The 19,366-nt window shown below is 59.5% G+C and carries 18 protein-coding genes; 4 read left to right on the forward strand and 14 right to left on the reverse strand.

Annotated elements, in window-relative coordinates; translation table 11 throughout:
- Positions 1-61: 61 nt before the first annotated feature.
- Positions 62-505 carry a sigma-70 family RNA polymerase sigma factor gene (locus B3759_RS10945; protein ID WP_408736485.1) on the reverse strand — a complete coding sequence of 148 codons (444 nt, stop codon included), beginning with the start codon at positions 503-505 and terminating at the stop codon, positions 62-64.
- 140 nt (positions 506-645) lie between these two features.
- Between B3759_RS10945 and B3759_RS10950 the strand changes: the two genes are divergently transcribed.
- Together B3759_RS10950 and B3759_RS10955 are read left to right on the forward strand one after the other, a co-directional pair.
- The gene (locus B3759_RS10950; RefSeq protein WP_291365958.1) at positions 646-1,386 is read left to right on the forward strand and encodes a PhyR family response regulator anti-anti-sigma factor; all 741 of its coding nucleotides are present in this window, start codon (positions 646-648) and stop codon (positions 1,384-1,386) included.
- 80 nt (positions 1,387-1,466) lie between these two features.
- Positions 1,467-3,290, forward strand: coding sequence for an ABC-F family ATP-binding cassette domain-containing protein (locus B3759_RS10955; protein WP_291365959.1), 1,824 nt, complete (start codon positions 1,467-1,469; stop codon positions 3,288-3,290).
- Between the two features lie 42 nt (positions 3,291-3,332).
- On the opposite strand, the gene B3759_RS10960 is transcribed toward B3759_RS10955, so the two are convergent.
- The 6 genes from B3759_RS10960 to ssb all read right to left on the reverse strand — a co-directional run bounded on the left by B3759_RS10960 (position 3,333) and on the right by ssb (position 12,289).
- A complete protein-coding gene (locus B3759_RS10960; RefSeq protein ID WP_291365960.1) occupies positions 3,333-4,601 on the reverse strand; it encodes a hypothetical protein in 1,269 nt (422 codons plus the stop codon).
- Positions 4,602-4,795: 194 nt separating this feature from the next.
- On the reverse strand, positions 4,796-6,694 hold the full coding sequence (gene htpG, locus B3759_RS10965) for a molecular chaperone HtpG (RefSeq protein WP_291365961.1): 1,899 nt from the start codon (positions 6,692-6,694) through the stop codon (positions 4,796-4,798).
- Between the two features lie 210 nt (positions 6,695-6,904).
- Entirely contained in the window at positions 6,905-9,232 is a 2,328-nt protein-coding gene (locus B3759_RS10970) for a xanthine dehydrogenase family protein molybdopterin-binding subunit (RefSeq protein WP_291365962.1), read from the reverse strand.
- Entirely contained in the window at positions 9,225-9,713 is a 489-nt protein-coding gene (locus tag B3759_RS10975; protein WP_018307870.1) for a (2Fe-2S)-binding protein, read from the reverse strand. The genes B3759_RS10970 and B3759_RS10975 overlap by 8 nt, the downstream gene beginning before the upstream one ends.
- Positions 9,714-9,746: 33 nt before the next feature.
- Positions 9,747-11,075 carry a c-type cytochrome gene (locus tag B3759_RS10980; protein ID WP_291365963.1) on the reverse strand — a complete coding sequence of 443 codons (1,329 nt, stop codon included), beginning with the start codon at positions 11,073-11,075 and terminating at the stop codon, positions 9,747-9,749.
- Between the two features lie 653 nt (positions 11,076-11,728).
- Positions 11,729-12,289, reverse strand: a complete 561-nt coding sequence (gene ssb, locus B3759_RS10985) for a single-stranded DNA-binding protein (protein ID WP_291365964.1) — start codon at positions 12,287-12,289, stop codon at positions 11,729-11,731.
- 197 nt (positions 12,290-12,486) lie between these two features.
- On the opposite strand from ssb, the gene B3759_RS10990 reads away from it, so the two are divergent.
- Complete coding sequence (locus B3759_RS10990; RefSeq protein ID WP_291365965.1) at positions 12,487-12,897, forward strand: hypothetical protein; 411 nt, start codon at positions 12,487-12,489, stop codon at positions 12,895-12,897.
- A gap of 50 nt (positions 12,898-12,947) precedes the next feature.
- On the opposite strand, the gene B3759_RS10995 is transcribed toward B3759_RS10990, so the two are convergent.
- The 4 genes from B3759_RS10995 to B3759_RS11010 all read right to left on the reverse strand — a co-directional run bounded on the left by B3759_RS10995 (position 12,948) and on the right by B3759_RS11010 (position 16,444).
- Positions 12,948-13,433 (reverse strand): helix-turn-helix domain-containing protein, encoded by a 486-nt coding sequence (locus B3759_RS10995; protein ID WP_291365966.1) that lies wholly within the window; start codon positions 13,431-13,433, stop codon positions 12,948-12,950.
- Between the two features lie 81 nt (positions 13,434-13,514).
- Positions 13,515-15,098 carry an apolipoprotein N-acyltransferase gene (lnt, locus tag B3759_RS11000; protein ID WP_291365967.1) on the reverse strand — a complete coding sequence of 528 codons (1,584 nt, stop codon included), beginning with the start codon at positions 15,096-15,098 and terminating at the stop codon, positions 13,515-13,517.
- Between the two features lie 27 nt (positions 15,099-15,125).
- Positions 15,126-15,974 carry a GNAT family N-acetyltransferase gene (locus B3759_RS11005; protein ID WP_018307872.1) on the reverse strand — a complete coding sequence of 283 codons (849 nt, stop codon included), beginning with the start codon at positions 15,972-15,974 and terminating at the stop codon, positions 15,126-15,128.
- On the reverse strand, positions 15,971-16,444 hold the full coding sequence (locus B3759_RS11010) for a Fur family transcriptional regulator (protein ID WP_291366075.1): 474 nt from the start codon (positions 16,442-16,444) through the stop codon (positions 15,971-15,973). Before B3759_RS11010 ends, B3759_RS11005 begins: the two co-directional genes overlap by 4 nt.
- Positions 16,445-16,659: 215 nt before the next feature.
- On the opposite strand from B3759_RS11010, the gene B3759_RS11015 reads away from it, so the two are divergent.
- Positions 16,660-16,914 (forward strand): sulfurtransferase TusA family protein, encoded by a 255-nt coding sequence (locus tag B3759_RS11015; RefSeq protein WP_291365968.1) that lies wholly within the window; start codon positions 16,660-16,662, stop codon positions 16,912-16,914.
- A 5-nt stretch (positions 16,915-16,919) separates the two neighbouring features.
- Here B3759_RS11015 and B3759_RS11020 read toward each other — a convergent pair whose 3' ends face one another.
- The 3 genes from B3759_RS11020 to B3759_RS11030 form a co-directional block, all read right to left on the reverse strand.
- Positions 16,920-18,005 carry a glycosyltransferase family 4 protein gene (locus tag B3759_RS11020; protein WP_291365969.1) on the reverse strand — a complete coding sequence of 362 codons (1,086 nt, stop codon included), beginning with the start codon at positions 18,003-18,005 and terminating at the stop codon, positions 16,920-16,922.
- 289 nt (positions 18,006-18,294) lie between these two features.
- Complete coding sequence (locus B3759_RS11025; RefSeq protein WP_291365970.1) at positions 18,295-18,891, reverse strand: HAD family hydrolase; 597 nt, start codon at positions 18,889-18,891, stop codon at positions 18,295-18,297.
- Positions 18,891-19,361 carry a hypothetical protein gene (locus B3759_RS11030; protein ID WP_291365971.1) on the reverse strand — a complete coding sequence of 157 codons (471 nt, stop codon included), beginning with the start codon at positions 19,359-19,361 and terminating at the stop codon, positions 18,891-18,893. Before B3759_RS11030 ends, B3759_RS11025 begins: the two co-directional genes overlap by 1 nt.
- Positions 19,362-19,366 lie beyond the last annotated feature (5 nt).

Below are 19,366 nucleotides of genomic sequence, written 5' to 3' on the forward strand. Positions count from 1 at the left end.
CCAGAAAACCAACGAAAATTAAAACCCACAAAGTTTCAGACTCTGATTCTCTGATGCCGAATCAGCCTTCACTCTCATCCCTTAGGCTGACCAGAAAGGACCGGGCCCGAGACACACGGGACTTTATCGTCCCCGCGGACACCCCACAGATGACAGCCGCCTCCTCATAGGAGAGTTCCTGAGCCCCCACGAGCATCAGGGCCTCCCGTTGATCGTCCGGAAGCTCCCACAACAGTTTGTTGAGGTCGTTCACGTCATCCTGCTTCCCTCCCGATGCGACAGAAGGGAAAGGCTGCTCTTTATATTCGCTGAGAATTTCTTGCTCGCGCTTGCAACGGCGCGCCTGCTCATAGAAAAGATTCCGCAGGATGGTGAACGACCACGCTTTCAGATTTGTTTCGGCCGAAAACTGGTCACGCGACGCGAATGCGCGGACGACGGCCTCCTGCACCAGATCATCAGCGCGTGTACGGTCTTTGGTCAGAAAGCGGGCAAATGCACGCAATTCTGGCAAAAGAGCGACAACCCCACGTCTAAATGCAGGTTGCCCCCCCTTATCTGTCACAGAGGCTCTTTTCTGATCGTGGTTTGCCATGCCAACCTAACCCCGCCTGTCACTTCGGTTCACGCGAAGGAATGTTCACGATGCCCGATTCGCAACGAAGCGAACTGATCCGCGCGCTTCCGTATGCACGCCGTTATGCGCGCGCGCTTACAGGAAGTCAGTCCCGCGGTGATCTGCTCGTCGCGGAAAGCCTGCGCGACCTGGTAACCCAGCCAGCGGGAAAGCTCTCAGCACGCCTTGAACTCTACCGGGTTATTTCCCGCAAGGCCGCCAATCTTGAGGAAGAATACAAACAACCTCACACGCTGTCGTTTCCGCAACGACTGCTCCTGCTGCTAACTGCTCTGGAAGGCCTGTCATCCTCTCAGGCGGCGAATGTCCTCGCACTTGATGAAGGCGTGGCCGCACAGCAAATAGCTGAAGCCCACAAAATCATCCGCTCGGTATCCCAGACGTCGATTCTCATTATTGAAGATGAGCCCATCATCGCCATGGATATCGAGGACCTGATCATCCATTGTGGCCATACGGTCGCAGGCATTGCCCACACCCAGAGCGACGCCATTGCGCTGGCCAAGGAAACCAAGCCCGGCCTGATTCTGGCGGACATCAATCTTGGTGAAGGCGGCAATGGCATGGAAGCCGTGGCTGAAATCATGAAGAGCATGACGGTGCCGGTCATCTTCGTGACCGCCTATCCGGAATGCCTGCTGACCGGAAATACGGTCGAGCCAGCTTTTGTCATTACAAAACCATTCGAACCACTGACACTGGCTATTGCCACCTATCAGGCCATTACGGGCGGCGTGCCGGTTCCCTGAGCCGCAATTAACGCCTATTTCGGAAAAACTGCCTCTTCAAGCATCTTGCATGACGGGGCAGTTCCCCGCACTTTCCGCACATGGCACCTCCTCCTCTTCTTCTCCTGCAGGACATCACTCTGACGCTTGGCGGGAAACCGCTTCTCGATGGCGTAGGATTCTCTGTCTCTCCCGGCGAGCGGGTCTGTCTTGTCGGTCGTAACGGCTGCGGCAAATCCACCCTTCTCCGCATAGCGGCAGGCGAAATCCTCCCCGATTCCGGAACACGGTTCCTCCAGCCCGGATGCACCCTGCGCTATCTGCCGCAGGAACCCGATCTCTCCGGCTATGAAACAGCACTCGATTACGTCATCGGTGGACTGACCGATCCGTCACAAGAGTGGCGAGCCAGCGTCATGCTGGATGCGCTCGGCATGAGTCCGACCGACAACCCCGCGACACTGTCCGGCGGAGAAGCCCGACGCTGCGCGCTTGCCCGCGTGCTGGCCGCCGAACCGGACGTGCTTCTGCTGGATGAGCCGACCAACCATCTCGACATGCCGACCATCGAATGGCTGGAAAAGGAACTGCTCTCCCTTCGCACCGCCATGGTCATCATCAGCCATGACAGACGCCTGCTGGAGACTCTGTCTCGCAGTGTGGTCTGGCTCGATCGAGGCACGACCCGTCGTCTCGATCAGGGATTCGAACGATTCGAGACCTGGCGGGAAGAGGTTCTGGAGCAGGAAGAACGGGACGCCCACAAGCTGGACCGTCAGATTGCGCGCGAAGAAGACTGGATGCGTTACGGCGTCACCGCCCGTCGCAAGCGCAATGTGCGGCGTGTGGCGGAACTTGCCGCCCTGCGCACCGCCCGAAAGGACGCCGTCCGTCCACAGGGCACGGTGAACCTTACCGCGCAGACTGCCTCGAACTCCGGAAAACTTGTCACGGTCGCCGAGCAGGCCTGCAAAAGCTGGGGCGACCGCCCCATCGTGCGCAACCTCGACCTGCGCCTTTTGCGCGGTGACCGGATGGGCGTGGTCGGTGCCAATGGAGCGGGCAAGACAACCCTGTTGCGTCTGCTAACCGGGGTCGATCAGCCAGATAGCGGCACTGTGACGCTTGGTCCCTCCGTCGCAATGGTCACGCTCGACCAGCAACGCAAGGCACTGAACCCACAGCAGACTCTGGCCGACACACTGACTGGCGGTGGCGGAGAGATGGTGCAGGTCGGTGACGAAAAGCGTCACGTCATCGGCTATATGAAGGACTTCCTGTTTCGCCCCGAACAGGCCCGCACCCCAGTCGGGCAGCTTTCCGGCGGAGAGCGTGGCCGGCTGATGCTGGCCTGTGCCCTTGCACGCCCTTCAAATCTGCTCGTGCTCGATGAGCCCACCAACGATCTCGATCTGGAAACGCTCGATCTTTTGCAGGAAATGCTGGCGTCCTACGACGGCACCGTTCTTCTCGTCAGCCATGACCGTGATTTTCTTGATCGCGTGGCGACATCGACCCTCGCTGCGACAGGTGGTGGCGACTGGACCGAATATGCGGGTGGCTACAGCGACATGCTGGCGCAGCGTCACGGCCTGGCGCTGGATCAGCGTGAAGTAGCAGCGGGATCGCCGGAACCGGCTGTTTCATCCCCTGCCCCCGCCGCCAGCACAACCAAATCCGGCAGTCGTAAACTGACCTACAAGGATCAGCTTGCACTGGACAAACTGCCGGGACGGATTGCTGAAATCGAGGCCAAGATCGTCAAGCTTCGGACGGCTCTGGAAGATCCTGATCTTTACAGCAAAGACCCTAAAGGTTTTGCCCGACAGAGCGAGGCGCTGGATTCCGCTGAACGGGATCTGACGACAGCGGAAGAACTGTGGCTGGAGCTGGAAACAAGACGCGAAGCTTTGCAGAGCGACTGACAGCAGCAAAAAACTGGGCTGCTCCGCCTGACTGTGACGCAGTCAGGCGGCCCATGTCCCCACGCAGGACTCGACATCCAGCGCGATTCCACCCTTGGCGACAATCTGGCCGCAGGCATAAGGGCCAAGCGCTCCAGCAGCGACCAGAAAGACGGCACCCGGATACGGCACCCAGACCTCATCAACCTGGGTCAACATCTCATCCAGACCATTCCGCTGCAGAAACACCTCATTCGCCGTTCCAAGACGGCAGGTTTCCGCAACCCGCGAAGCAAGCCCTTCATACGTGGTAACGATTCCTGCGAATGGCAGATCACCCAGCAAGGAACACAGGCCCGGATCAGCAGCAGCGAGAGCAGGCATCACATCGAGTCCAGCGCAGGCCTTGTAACGACCGACACGGACCTCCCTGTCCTGCTCAGCAAAGAAACCAAAATGCTCTCTATCGTTCTGCAGGATGTCGGACGACGGCAGACACAGAATCGCAGCTTCTCGTGCCCCCTGCCGGTATCCCCGGCCCAGTCTTGCCTGCGTGCTGGACGCACAATCGGAAAAAGCCGTATCGGACACCCTCTGCCACACAGCTTCCGCCATCTCGGTCATTTCAACCGGACGCAACAAGAGTGAAGCGTGAAGGCTGGTCGCACAGACGATTTTCGCCTCGTCATACCCCATGCTGACCAGTGAGAAAGGCTCACCAGCCTGCACGGCGTCCCGAATCATTGTCCCAACCCGATCAGCCGACAGCCAGAACTCTGATTTTCCGGCGTTCTCCAGATCCTGCAAAAGAATTTTACGCTGAAAGGTTTTTGCCAGCCGGGCATTGGCCAACTGGCTGTAAAGCGAGATACGCCCACCCTGAGCTGCCGCCAGCTCATCCAGAAAATCTGCGCTGTCGATCAGCTCGTCATACCGACCTGTCGCTTCGAGACTGCGGATGTAGTTCCAGGCAGAAAAACGCTCGCCCTTCAGGCCATGCACCACATCGCGAAGCAGAGGAAGCGCCTCTTCAAACCGGCCTTCATTGAACAGGGCTGCCGCGATGTCCGCATCCTGTGCCGCATCACGCATTTCAGTCCGCAGAAGCAGATCGCAGATCGTTTTCCGTTCCTGCGCGTTGGCCGCCTCACACGCTTTCAGCAGGGTCTGACGCAGAAAACGAATGTCCGGCCACTTATCGAACGCGCGCGCGCACTCAGCAATGACCGCTCCAATATCACCTTTATCCAGATCATCCTCCGCCTGCGTCAGCGCAGAAACAAAGCCCCTTTCGGAAGCTGCGGTCAGCTGTTCTGTTCCGTCACCACTCAAGCCTAGGTTCCTCACTGATTGGTATCGTCAGACAGAACGCACCACACTCCCACACGTTTCTGACGGAACATGTGCAGACATTACACAATCGGCAATCAGGCTTAATTTAGGATGACGAGACAGATCCCCAACAAAAAAGGCGGATGGAACATGATCCCATCCGCCATTTCATAGCCCGATAAAGGGCGTTCGCCTTATTCGCCCTTCGCTGCGACGGTCAGAAGACCGGTCAGACGCTGTGCGAAAGTCGTCGGGTCCTTCGGATTCTCGCCGTCCTGAATACGGGCGACATCCAGAAGCACGCGGGCCAGATCACCCAGAGCCGGGCTTTTCTCAGCCGCCTTACGCGCCAGTTCGAGCACCAGCGGGTTGCGCGGATTGAGCTCCAGAACCGGAGCCGATTCCGGAAGCTTCTGACCGCTACGACGCATCAGCTTCTGCAACTGAAGGTCCGGTCCGTTCTCGGACGCCGCCAGCACGACGGCGCTGGACACCAGACGATCCGTGCCACGTACGTCGGACACTTCGCCGCCCAACGCCTCTTTCAGAGCCGGAAGCAGAATGTCCATGTCAGCGGCTTCACCCGTTGCGGCTTCACCTTCGACAGCGAACTTCTCCAGATCGGCCGCACCCTGCGTCACGCTCTTGAGCGTCTTGCCCTCGAAGCTGGTCAGACGATCCGGCCAGAAGGAATCGACCGGCTCGGACAGCAGCAGCACTTCCAGACCACGCGCCCGGAAGCCTTCAAGCTGCGGCGAGTTGGCGACCGCATCCTCATTGTCGCCCGTCAGGTAATAGATCGCATCCTGCTCAGGCTTCATACGGCTGATATAATCGGCCAGCGTCGTCCAACCGGACTCCGGCTTGTCCTCTTCCGCTTTCACGGCGCTGGAACGGAAACGCGCCAGACCAGCCAGCTCCGTGCGGTGCTCGGCGTCTTCCCAGATGCCTTCCTTCACGACGGAACCGAAGTTTTCCCAGAATTTCAGGAACTCGGCATTGTCGGCAGAACGCTTCTTGATCTCGTTCAGCACACGACCGGTCACGGCCTTGCGGATACGGGCCAGAACCGGCGTCGCCTGCAACATCTCACGCGAGACGTTCAGCGGCAGGTCTTCCGTATCCACCACGCCGACGACAAAGCGCATCCATGCCGGAACCAACGCCGCATCGTCCGTGATGAACATCCGCTTCACATGCAGGCGAATCTTGCTCTCGCGGGCCGGATCGCCAAACTCGAACGGACGTGAACCGGGAATGAACAGCAATGCGCTGAACTCGATGGTGCCTTCCGCACGCCAGTGCAGCGTGTCCCACGGCGTGTCGAAGTTATGGGAAACGTGACGGTAGAACTCGTTATACTGTTCTTCCGTTACTTCGCTCTTCGGCTTGCGCCACAGAGCCGTGCCTTCGTTGGCAGGGCTTTCCTCGCCGTCCTTCACGATGGTCACAGGCCACGCGATATGGTCGGCCCACTTGCGGATGATTTCCTGCAAACGCCACGAATCAAGGAATTCGTCAGCATCTTCCTTAATGTGCAGGGTGATGTCCGTGCCCGGCTTATCGCGGGTCGCAGGGGCAAGCTCGTAGGAGCCCTTCCCGTCCGAGGTCCATTTCCACGCCTCGTCTGATCCAGCACGACGGGAAACGACTTCCACGCGATCCGCCACCATGAAAGCGGCATAGAAACCAACGCCGAACTGACCAATCAGGTTCGGCTTATCCTCAGGCTTTGCGCTCTCAAGCTCCTTGCCGAAGGCGCGGGTGCCGGAACGGGCAATAGTGCCGAGATTGTTGACCAGTTCTTCCTTGGTCATGCCGGTGCCATCGTCGGTGATGGTCAGCAGGCGGGCGTCCTTGTCCGGATTGATGCGGATCTTTGCGTCTTCTGGGAGCGCGCGGGCACCGTCGGTCAGCGCCTCGAAACGGCGACGGTCGGTCGCGTCGGCGGCATTGGCCACCAGTTCGCGAAGAAAAATCTCACGTTCGGAATAAAGGGAGTGAACGACAAGGTCGAGAAGACGCCCGACTTCGGCGCTGAATTCATGCTTTTCAGCCGAGGAAGACGGAGTTTTGGTCTCCTGTTCGGTCATATAATAAATATCCTTCTGTTTTCAGTTCATTCAAATGCAGTCGTCGAGCGACTGTAACCTTCCGTAATGTGTGGTGGTCACAGCCGTTTTTCAAGCGGGCACAGACCCGTAAACCCGCAAGGAGTCAGGGCCTGTCTGATCGTATTCGGTTAAAATGAAGTGCAGAAAAAAGGGAAGCAGAGACTGGCCCTGCTCCCCTTCATAGCGCGATCAGGCCGCGCCTTTTTCCTTCAGTGCCGCCAGAACGTCCTCCGGACGAACCGGCATGTGACGCAGGCGGATGCCTACCGCGTTGAAGATGGCATTACCGATGGCAGCACCAATGGTGGTCACGCCCGGCTCGCCGAGACCCATCGGCTTTTCGGTGCTTTCGACAAACTCGATGTCCATCTCCGGCACGTCCGGCATGCGCAGCGGCGTGTAGGTGTCGAGATTGCGGTCACGGCAGACGCCGTCAACGATCTCGCTGCCTTCACACAGCGCCATGCTGAGACCCCAGAGCGCCCCGCCTTCCGTCTGCGCCAGCGCGCCGTCCGGATCGACGATGGTTCCGGCATCCAGCACCAGCCAGATCTTCTGACAGGTGACGACACCGGTTGTCCGATCCACATGCACCTTCACCGCACCAGCGGTCCAGGTCGGCATGCCACGTTCCTGACCGAAGGTCGTCGCCATGCCAAGGGCCGTGTCTTTCGGGAGCGGTTTGCCCCAGCCGGCTTTTTCGGCCAGCCGTTTCACAACAGCCGCCTGACGCAGCGCGCCACCGTTGGAATCCGGAGCCTTGCCCTTGTTGCGTCCTTCCGGACCGTTGCCGTTCAGCAGTTCCAGACGGAAGGCAACCGGGTCCTTGCCAAGTTCATGCGCCAGTTCATCAAGGAAACATTCCTGCGCCCAAGGGGTCCAGCCTGCACTCACCGAACGCAGCCAGCCCGGTCGGAACGTCTCCTTGGCAAGATCGTTGCTGATCGCCCGGACACGGAACGTGCCGAAATCGTACCAGCTATCCGCACCCGCAATGGCGAACTGATCGTATGGCTTGCCGTCCACACCCTTTTCCATGAAGGGACCGGCCATCACTTCCGTCGGCCAGCCAGCCGTGGCGTGATGCTCGAACCCGACGATGGTGTTCTTCTCATCCAGCGCAACACGCACCTTCTGCACGGATGGCGAACGGATGGAGTCGAACTGCATGTCGTCGGAACGGGTCAGGATCAGCTTGACCGGCTTGCCGCCGATGGCCTTGGAAGCCAGCGCCGCCGGAATCGCATAGTCACCGTTCAGACGACGACCGAAACCGCCTCCGAGCAGGTAGCTGACCATCTTCACCTTGGATTCTGGCACGCCAAGCGCCTTGGCGATCACCGGCAGGAACAGGGTCTGCCACTGGTTACCGCAGTGAACTTCCCATGTGCCGTCCTTCAGCTGAGCAATCGCGTTCATCGGCTCAAGCTGGTAGTGCATCACCGAAGCGCAGGTGTATTCCTGCTCCAGCACGCGCTTCGCACCCTTGAACGCTTCATCGACACCCTTGTCGTTGAAGATCATAGTGCCGACATCGGACTTCGCAATCAGTTCGCGTCCACGATCCTGAATCTGCTTTTCCGTGACATTGGCAGTCTTGCCCGGCGTCCACTCGACTTTCAGCAGATCTGTCGCACGGATGGCGGCCGGATAGCTTTTGGCCAGCACGACAACCCAGCCCGGCACCGTATCGCTGGGATCTTCCAGCGTGATGTAACGGATATAGCCCGGAACCTTCTTCGCCTCACTGTCATCGACAGAGACGACCTTGGAGCCGTAGCGGGTCGGCGGCATCTTCGGACGGCCATAGACCATACCGTCGATTTTTGCATCGATGCCGTAGATCGCCGTGCCGTTGGTCTTGGACGGAATATCCAGAGACTTCACCGGCTTGCCGATCAGACGACGCTCCGAAGCCGGCTTGAGCGGCAGGGACTTCATCTGGTCAGGCGTAAAGCTGCGTGTCGGCTTTGCCTTGGCGACGATGTCACCGAAGCTGATGGAGTAGGAGCCACCGATCACACGGCCATTGCGAGCATGGCAGGAAGAAGCCGGAATACCCAGCAGCTTCGCGCCTTCCTCGACCAGAATGGTCCGGGCGGCCGCACCAGCCTGACGGAACACATCCCACGTCATCCAGACGGACCATGAGCCACCTGTGACCATCAGACCCCATTTCGGATCCGTGTCCACATAGGTGATCTTCACCTTGTCCCAGTCGGCTTCCATTTCGTCAGCGATGATCCGGGCGAGAGCTGTGCCGATATGCTGGCCCATCTCCGCACGGATGATGTTGACGTTGATCGTGCCGTCCGGCGCAACCGAGCACCAGATATTGGGCTCGAACTCCGGCGGCGGTAGAGGCGCGCCGAGCGGATAGGTCTGCGCGGCCTTCGACTCACGGGCGAAACCGAACAGGAAGGAACTGCCGACGGCAGCCGAGAGGAAGCCACGCCGGGACAGGCCGCGCCCTGCGGCCCGGTCCTGCTGGGCGGCAATGCGTTCGAGCTTACCCATTGGAGTGATCTCCCTCCGTCTTGGCCGACTTCATGGCGGCAGCAGCTTCCTTGATGGCCTTGCGGATGCGGATATAGGTCATGCAGCGGCAGAGACTGCCACCCATGACACCGTCGATATCCTCGTCGGTCGGATCGGGGTAATCGCGCAGCAGACTGGCTGCCTGCATGATCTGTCCCGACTGGCAGTAACCGCACTGCGGCACCTGAATTTCCTGCCACGCTTCCTGAAGCGGATGGCGACCTTCCGGGTCCAGCCCTTCGATCGTGGTGACATCCGCGCCTTCGATGGCGGAAATTGGCGTCACGCAGGAACGGGTCGCGCGTCCGCCGACATGCACGGTGCAGGCACCACACTGGCCGACGCCGCAGCCGAACTTCGTGCCTGTCAGCCCGAGATCGTCCCGCAGAGCCCACAGCAGAGGGGTGTCTTCCGGCACGTCGAGCGAGACGTCACGGCCATTGAGTTTGAATTTGATCATGATACGGCTCCGTGATCCCAGCTCATCCGAGGCTCAGTGCGAGGAATTGACTGGTGGTTCCACCAGCTTGCGGGCGTCAGCAGCTTTCTTCTCCAGATCCGTCCATGGTGGCAGGGTTGTGCGTGTGCGGCGCAGATAGGCAGCGATACGCGCCATATCCTTGTCGTTGAGCGCATTATAGAAACTCGGCATTGCGACGCCGCTCTGACCTTCTTTGGCGGTCAAGCCACGCAGCATGACGAGGTAAAGGTTGGTCGGCTCTTTCAGCCACAGCGCATTGTTGAGCGCGAGTTCAGGCCGCCCAAGAACCGGTGCAGGTGCCGCGTTGTAATGGCAGGCACCACAAGCGCCCTGATAGAGACGCGCATCCGGGTCCGTGCTAAACCCGACAAGGTCTTTCTTGGAGTCCGCCATGGCGTGCTCAAGAGCGGCCTTGTCACCGGACACACGCTCGGCTGCGTGGGCCTTGTCGGCAAAGTAATAGGCGATTGCGTGAACGTCTGATTCCGGCACGGTCGCAAGGAAGTCATGCGCGACAGGCGACATCGGGCCACCAGCCGGTCCGTGCAGCGGAGCGACGCCGTTGCGCAGATACTGATACAGTTCGTCCTCAGTCCAGACGACCGGTGTCGGGTTGTTCTGGTTCAGAGGCGGAGCGATCCAGCCGTCAACCACGCCACCGTCATATTCCTGACCGGGCAGCTTTTCCGCACCAGCAAGGTTACGGGGGGTATGACACGCGCCACAGTGGGCTGCGCCTTCGGCGAGATACGCGCCGCGATTCCATTCCGCATTGTGGTTCGGATCAGGCTTGTAGCGACCCGGCGTGAAGAACATCAGCTTCCAGCTGGCGAGCGTGATGCGCGGGGAGATGCTGAGCGGGAAACCATTCGGACGACGCGTCATGTGAACCGCCGGACGGGTCATGATCCACGCATAAAGGTCCGAGATGTCCTCGTCGCTCATCTTGGTGAAATGGTCATAGACGAACGCAGGCAGCAGGTGGGAACCGTCACGGGACACACCATACTGGAGCGCACGGCGCAGGGCTGCTTCCGACCAGTTGCCGATGCCCGTCTCAGGGTCTGGCGTGATGTTGGAAGAGAAGATGTCGCCGAATGGCGTCTCCATCTTGTAATCGCCGGCAAGCATCGGCCCACCGCCATTATCCTGACGGGTATGGCATTCAACGCAGTAGCTTTCAGCCGCAACGATACGGCCGCGCTCAATCTTTTCCGCTGAAAACTGTCCCGGCTGCACAGGGGCGATCTTGGGAATGGCTGGCCACCAAGCGTACCAAAGAAATCCCATTCCGGCGACAATGCCGACGCCTGCAACGCCTGTAAGTATGCGTTTGATCACTCTCAACCCTCACTGCCGGGAAACCGACGGTCCTTCACAACATGGAAAGCGACACGCGCCCGTCCCGAGGCTCTGTCAGGACATTTGTGTCACTCTGCGCCACTTTTCAATAGATGCATAAATCGGAACGTGGAACCTCAAAAGAGGAATATGATCTATGTCATGGCGTAATTTTTACTGTCACTATGGCACAATGACCACATAAAACCGCAGGATAGTGAATAAAGTGTCTATATTCATAGGAATATAGACACTTTATTTCTGCATGTTTTCACAATGAATATTGCAATCAGGCTCCTGGGGATGTTCAGGAACTGTGACCGCACTCGCAAAGGCCGCAGCAGAACAGGCATCCCGGAGCGTACACAAAACGTCCTGCGATAGTGGATGCTAAAAAAAGCTGCGTTCTTTCCAGCCGCGCGGAACAGGAAGCAATCCTTACCCGCCGCGAATAGACGCGGACTGATCGGACACCGGTCAGATGGTCAACTGTCCCAGCCTGAAAGCAGGCGGCATTGCCCATCATCCGTCATATGGAGTGAGAAAAACCTGTACCGCTGATCACAGACGACACAATCAATATAACGGAACGCGCCAGAACCGTTCTTCAAAAAGGGGAAGCATCAGCTTCCCCCAGTAAAATCGTCCGAACCTCAGAACGGAATTTCGTCGTCCAGATCGCTGCCACCCGGAGCATCCCAGCCGCCGGGGGAAGCCGGAGCACTGCCACGCGGAGCTGCACCGCCGCCGCTCGCAATCCGACGGGAACCACCGCCTGAGCCGCCGCCATAACCGCCACCACCGAAGCCGCCAGCCTCGGAGCCGCCGCCGTAGCCACCGCCCTCTTCGCCTTCACCGGAACCACGACCATCCAGAAGCACCAGTTCACCACGGAACCGGTCGAGCACGACTTCGGTCGTATATTTTTCCTGTCCGGACTGGTCGGTCCATTTACGGGTCTGCAGAACGCCTTCGAGATAGACCTTCCGTCCCTTTCTCAGAAACCGCTCCGCAACGTCCGCCAGTCGGTCATTGAACACGACCACACGATGCCATTCCGTACGCTCACGACGCTCGCCGGAGGCACGATCGTTCCATGTGTCGCTCGTGGCCACCGAAAGCGACGCGATCTTCTGCCCGCTCTGGCTGGTACGGATTTCGGGGTCACGCCCGAGATTTCCAACCAGAATGACCTTGTTCACGCTGCCTGCCATTGTGGCTCCTCATTTATTCTATAGTGCAGAGTCCCTGTGCGCCGCCGGGTAGGGACAGGAAACTTCGCTATGGATGTCTGGTAAACCCCAGCCGGTCTTCCTGCAACGCGATTAATCTGCGATCGGACACATCGGCTCTTGAACTAACATGCCATCTCCGCCCTTATTGTTCCATCATTCTCAGACATGGTCAGCACTTGAACCGTTCACCCCCGCCAAATGTTCCGGCAAAAAGGCCCGCACCTTCCGGAACATCCGCTCCCCGCCCCAAGGCGACCCGCATGATTGATCGGGAGCAGCTCGAGGCTGCATCTGAAGCCTATTACGCCTATTGCGGAGCAGACTGGAACGATCTCGATCCCAAGGCCCAGACGCATTACCGCACACGGATGCAACTGGGACTCGACGCGTTTGTCGCAAGCATCTGGCGTCCCATCAGTTCGGTGCCGCGTGATGGAAGCGCCGTTCTGCTGTTTCTGTATATGGAAGGACGGGGTGATTATGTCTGGCTGGACCGCTGGGACGCGCAGGACCGGGGCTGGCGTCTGGCCCCTCATGCCCGTCCGACGCACTGGGCTCCCCTGCCCCCACCGCCCCCGCATCCATAAGCGGGAAAGCCGAAAGGATTTTTGTGGACGTGATACGCTTAATGCGCTGTTCAGTCAGCCGGAGCCATTGAGCGGATCAGGTCCAGCACACGCTTTCTCACTCCCGCATCGGGAATACGATAGTAAGCACGGACAAGTTCAAGTGTTTCCCGGCGGGATAGCACAGCTGCATCGACGGTCGCCGGTGAAGACGCTCCCGGCATGGGCGGACCACCGAACCCCTGCTGCGCCTCCGCAAAACCCATCACGGGTGCTGACTGCGTAGCCTCCGGCGGAGGAGCCGTCGGCGCCAGAGGCATGTCGTCGTAAAAGAATCCGATGGGCACATCGAGCACCTTGGCGATCTCGAACAGACGCGAAGCGCTGACCCGATTGGTGCCACGTTCATATTTCTGAATCTGCTGGAACGTCAGACTGATCGCCTCACCCAGCTTTTCCTGAGACATCCCCAGCATGGTGCGACGCAGACGGATGCGGGCTCCCACGTGGGCATCAAGGTCACTGACCCGTGTCCCGCCATCTTCTGCTGCCGCCATAACTTCGTCCCCCGGAACACCCCCACCTGAGGGTTAGAAGAAGATAAACATACAACCAGAGGATGAATTTGTTAACCTAGATTAACGGTCAGACCGCCACCGCACCCGCGAACGTGACGGAAACAGCGCAACAAGAGCAGCCATCAGACACAGGGCGACAGGAATTTTCTGCCCAAACTGCGCGAACAGGGTGGGAGACAAGGCAGGCGGCATGGCCCGAACCAGCACGCCTTCGATCCCCCACTCCAGCCTGCCAAGATCATGCCCACGTGCGTCATAGACGATCGACACACCGGTATTGGCGGCGCGGGCCACGGGTAGCCCTTCCTCGACGGCACGCAGTCTGACGGCCGCCAGATGCTGACGGGGACCGGCACTGTTGCCGTACCAGGCGTCGTTGGTGACATTGACCAGCCAGCCGGGTCGATCATGATGATCCACCACATGACCGGAGAAAATCACCTCGTAACAGACCAGTGGGCCTGCGGCCTCAAGGCCGGGCAGATGCCAGCTTCGTGGACCGGGACCGGGCGTCATGCCGCCGCCGGGCACTACCTGCAACGGCAGAAAACGGGGCTGATATTCGCCGAACGGTACAAGGGTCGCCTTGTCATAGACCGCCGCGACTCCTCCCGTTTCATCAAGCGCTACAACGGAATTGCGCCAGTGCTGATCCGGTCCCATCCGCAATGTGCCGACGATTCCCGCGCTGGCCCCTTCCGCCGCCCGAACGATCATCGACCGGGCTTCTGGGTCTTCCTCCAGCACGCCGGGAAAGGCCGTTTCCGGCCAGACATAGACAACAGGATGCGCAGCCCCCTGTGTTCGGCCACTTTCTTCCAGAGCCTGAGCGACGCCTCGCTGAGTGAGTGTCAGGTAACGCTCAAAGACTCGCTGCATGTCAGAGCGACTGATCTTTTCCTGTTCCGGCACATTGCCCTGCACCAGCGCCACAACGGGAGCAGTTGGGCCAGCGGCGGCGACATCTGCCTGATGCGCCAGACCATAGAAACGCAGTGCGCCGCTTCCCGCCCACAGCATGATGGTGAGAGCACCAACCGCAGCCCACCGGCGTCCCAATGGCATGGTCAGCGCGAGAATCACGGTCAGAAGCGTCATCCCGTCCACGCCGATCCATGCGGCGGGCTGGATCAGGATGTCACCTGCAAGCCCATGAATGGCCCAGTCACTGCCGAGCGGATTCCATGTAAAGCCGCTGAACAGGAACTGACGTCCCATGTCGCAAAGCGTCCAGATCGCCGCGAAGAGCACGCATCGCCGCCACCCTGCCGGAACGCAGCGACAAACCGCCGCCGGAACCGCTGCGAAAGGCGCGAGAATGAGCGCGCAGCCCAGAGAAGGGAACGGGACAAACCACCAGAACTCGCTGGCGCGAATCAGAATGGCGTTGATGAGCCAGTAAAGACCGACCGCATGCAGACCGAAGCCAAAGGCGAAACCGGCCAGCGCCGCCTGCCTTGTGGTCGGGGCGCGATCAATCGCGCGCATGAGCACCAGAAACGCGAACGGCAGAAGGGGAAGAAGATGCAGCGGAGGGAAGGTGAAAGCAGCGACACCGCCTGCGAGAAGCGGCATCCCCATCCCGCGCAGTGCAACACCGGTCCGTCTGAGCAGTCCGACTTTCTGCGGCTCAGGCGAACTCATCGGACCAAAGACCGGACTGCGTAGCCCTCAGTCGAGAGCGTCACGCAGCCTGCGCTCATAGTGACGATAGTATTTGTCGGTCATCAGCTCGCTTTTCACGAGAACCGCCACATCGGTCGTCTTGAACTGTGGGTCCACCACCGCACCGTCACCGACATATCCGCCAAGCCGTAGATAGCCCTTGATCAACGGCGGCAGGCGGGTGAGCGCCCGCCGACGGTCGAGGGTCAGAGGATCCTGCCGCAGCATTTCCACACGACGATCCGGCAGAGCCTTCACCCGCAACGCCGGAGGCGCGAGGTGATTGTGATAAAGGTAGGTCAGTTCCTCGCTCAATTCTTCGGGGTTTGTCCCCGGCAGACTGGCGCAACCGAACAGAACGTCGATCTTGTGCAGGAAGATGTAGGACGCAATACCGCGCCATAGAAGCTGCATCGCGGCGCGTCCGCGATAGCGGACATCGATGCAGGAGCGACCGACTTCCAGCAGACGGCCGGGAAACTTCTTCAGCGGCCCAATATCGAATTCGCTTTCGCTGTAGAAGCGTCCAAGCTTTGCCGCCCGATCGCCCTGCATGAGACGATAGGTTCCAACCACGCCCGCGGCTCCGGAAGAGACGGCGTGATCGATCACCAGCAGATGGTCGGCATACTCATCGAATTCATCCATGTCGCGCTTGAGGCGGAAGGTGCGCTCATCAGGCTGCGCTCCCATTTCCTCGAAAAACACGCGATAGCGGAGTTCTTGTGCGGCCTCGATCTCTTCCGGTGTGGAGGCGATCCGCACACCAAGGTTGCCGCCGCGAAGTTCGTGAAAACCGTCGCGCTCGAGATCAAGAGCGGAGAGACCACCGCCTTGCGGAGTTTCAGCACTCATTTGCCGGTCCCCCGCGTTTTTTTCGTGGCTTTCGGACGCTCGGTCTTCGCGGTCTCCGGGGTCGGCAGACGCCGTCCGAACAGTTCGAGGCGCATGGAAATCAGTTCGAATCCAAGACGATTGGCAATCTGACGCATCAGCGCTTCATGCTCTTCATCCTCGAACTCAAGAACCTTGCCGGTTTCCACGTCGATAAGATGATAGTGACGGCCATGCTCCGTCGCCTCGTAGCGGGCACGTCCACCACCGAAATCACGGCGTTCGAGGATACCTTTTTCCTCAAGCAGGCGCACGGTCCGATAAACCGTGGCGACCGAAATCTTGGGGTCCAGCTCTGACGCCCGACGATACAGCTCTTCCACGTCCGGATGATCTTCCGCATCCGAAAGGACACGGGCGATCACACGGCGCTGGCCGGTCATCTTGAGGCCACGTTCCACGCACAGACGCGCAATGCGGGAATCGGACAGATCTTCTGCCTTGGCCTTGGAGCCCTGACGGAACGGAGATGGGGTAGAAGCCGGACTCACGGCATACGTCCTGCTGCCTGTGTATGCGCAACCATATGCTTCGCCTAGCTGATTTCCACGCGGTTTGTCCACTCACGGCCCGCGCTTTGTTTCGTATTTACCACATAATTCCGTAGAACTTGAAGCCACCCGTTCCGACGGCCACATAGGACATCATGAACGAGTCAGATGCACCTCCCCTTCTTCTGGATATCACCAGCGAGACCTGCCCCATGACATTCGTGCGGACCCGGCTTGCTCTGGACGGACTGCCGGCCGGCGGACTTCTGCGTGTCACGCTTTGTGGCGAAGAGCCGCTGAAGAACGTTACACGCTCAGCCCAATCACTTGGGCATACCGTCCTCGCCACAGAAGAAAAGACAGGAAACGGACGTTACATCCTGACGATTCGCAAGAAGGGAGAGGACTGATTGCGTCAGGCCTTTCCGCAGACATCCCGGGACAATTCAACATAGCGTTGCGCATAGGCGACTGAACTCAGCTCTGTCTTCATGCGCTCCTGCGCCTTCTCGACCCGCTGTTTCGCCGCCTTCGGGTTCTGTCTTACTGACCGAATCGCATTGGCAAGCGCCGCAGGGTCGCCCGGCGGCACATACAGCACTGCATCGTGGTCGAGATAATCGGTCAGACCACCGCAATCGGTGGCGATAAGCGGCACACCGAAATAGATCGCTTCCAGAATCACTGTAATGCCCGAAGCGTGACGGTTCTCGCTCAGCGGCACCACCACGACATCCGCCTGCTCATAGGCCGCGAACAGCGTCGCGTTGTCGCGGATCTTCATGACCTCAACATTGCGATGCCCCTTCGCCGCCCGGGCCGCAGCCTTGCTGCTGCTGGCGATCCGCAGTGTCGCATCCGGTAACGAGGACATGGCGGTGCAGAGCGTCGGCCAGTCGCGATGTTCGTCATTGCCCAGCGAAAGAACTTTCATCGGGCCATTGTCATGGGGGCCGCGGGCCGGACGCATGCCCTCCGCCTTGATCCCGAAAAGAACGCTCTCCACGCGCACCCAAGGGAACAGGCCGCGTGCATCCTGACAGTTCAACGACGACAATGTGGTGAGCACATCCAGCCGATGCAGCAGAAAGCGGTAGAGCAGACGACGCGGCCACGGCTGTTTCGCCCACCGGTCCACCAGCCAGACTGTCTGACCGAGCAGTTTGGGAACACGTCCCCGCATCAGGCGGAAGAGCAGCAGCACACCCAGCGTCTGGGACTCCGTGTGGGTCCACACGACATCCGCTTCCAGCATTTTCTCCCGATTCCGCCAGGCATGGACGACATCAAACCCTAGGATGGCGCGACCGGCGTAGCGAATCAGTTTCTGAAGGCGTGTCTCGGGACCATCAGACGCATAAACGACCTGCACGTCAGGCGACGCCGCATGATTATACCCGTAAGCATGCTCCTCATTCAGGCCAAGCAGCTTGCCCGACCGCCAGAGCTTCCCCCACGTTTCATCACCAAAACCCCGGGCCAGATGCACGAAAACCTTCATTCGGCCACTCCTCAGCTTGCGATCATGCAGTCAGCCACCGCACGTCCGCCTTATTTCTTCGACGGTGACAATCAAGCCGAGAATAATGGTTTATTAAGGGTTTTCCATCAGGATCCGGGCTTTTGTTGTATTTTATTTACCTCAAAAGCAGTCGTCAGACAGGCAGGGCAAAGGCAACCGCTGTTCAGGTTTTCAGGAACCGGCAACTCCGGCGGCAGCTTCATGCACCAGCATTCCGCAGACGCCAGACATTCCAGCGGTGCGTCACAGCGGGCGCAGCGGATTTCCATCAGGCGTCACCACGAAAGTCCGACCAGGGCCGCACATCTTCCGCCGCCATCCCGGCTGCGTGAGCCGCTTCCAGTCCTTCAGCACTGTCTTCAAACACCAGACAGCCCGATGGCTTCACACCCAGCTTCTTCGCTGCCAGCAGATAGATATCGGGAGCGGGTTTCGGACGCTCCACATCCTCGATCGTCACGATCGCATCAAAGACTTCAAGCAGCCCGATGGCGGCGAGAGACGCCTCCACCACTTCCCGCGAACCGCTGGACGCCACGGCGAGCGGCAATCGTCCTGCCCATTCCCGCACCAGCGCCACGACCGGCATGTTCTGCTTCACGCCGGGAAGACGGTTTCGCACGCCTTCCCGTGTAGCAGCCATGATCGCCGCCCGGTTGAGCGTGACGCCGTACGTTTTTTCCAGTTCCGACAGGACCATCCCTTCGGAATAGCCCCGACGACTGAAGAACCAGTCCGGCGACACATCGAGACCGCCCTTGCTCTTCAGCGCCTCCAGCCACGACGCCAGATAGAGCGGCAGACTGTCGACCAGCGTGCCGTCGCAATCAAAGATCAGCGCTTCCGTTCCAGCGACGATCTGCATCAGGGAAAGGCCGACCGGGGGAAGACCTGTCCGTCGGCAAGTTTACGCAGCGGCGCGAAGTCCGCATCCGAGAAACTTTCCGTCCGCACTTTCGAGCCATCAGGCGATTCCAGAAAGACGGTGTTGTTCCAGTCCGCCGCGCTGATTCCCGTCCAGAGCGTCAGCACGATCGGGTCGGCATGGCCGTCGGTGGTGCCTTCAAGCTCCACGCGCGCGTCGCCACTGGAAGGAGGCGTCTGGCTCAGCGGACCCCAGCCACCCGGATGATGCTTGAACCAGTCGTTCAGCATGGCGACTTCATCCTGCGTGAGCGGACGGGATTGCCGCATCGGTCCGGCCACGAGCTTGCCAGCTGTCACTTCCGGGAATTTGACGGCCACGAAATTGGGCAGCGCCGCCATCCAGATCACCAACGCCGTTCCGATCGTAAACACCAGAAAGGTGATGATGAACGCGGTTTCCTTCCTCATAGTCC

Source organism: Acetobacter sp. UBA5411, assembly GCF_002409645.1.
Taxonomy (GTDB): Bacteria; Pseudomonadota; Alphaproteobacteria; order Acetobacterales; family Acetobacteraceae; genus Acetobacter.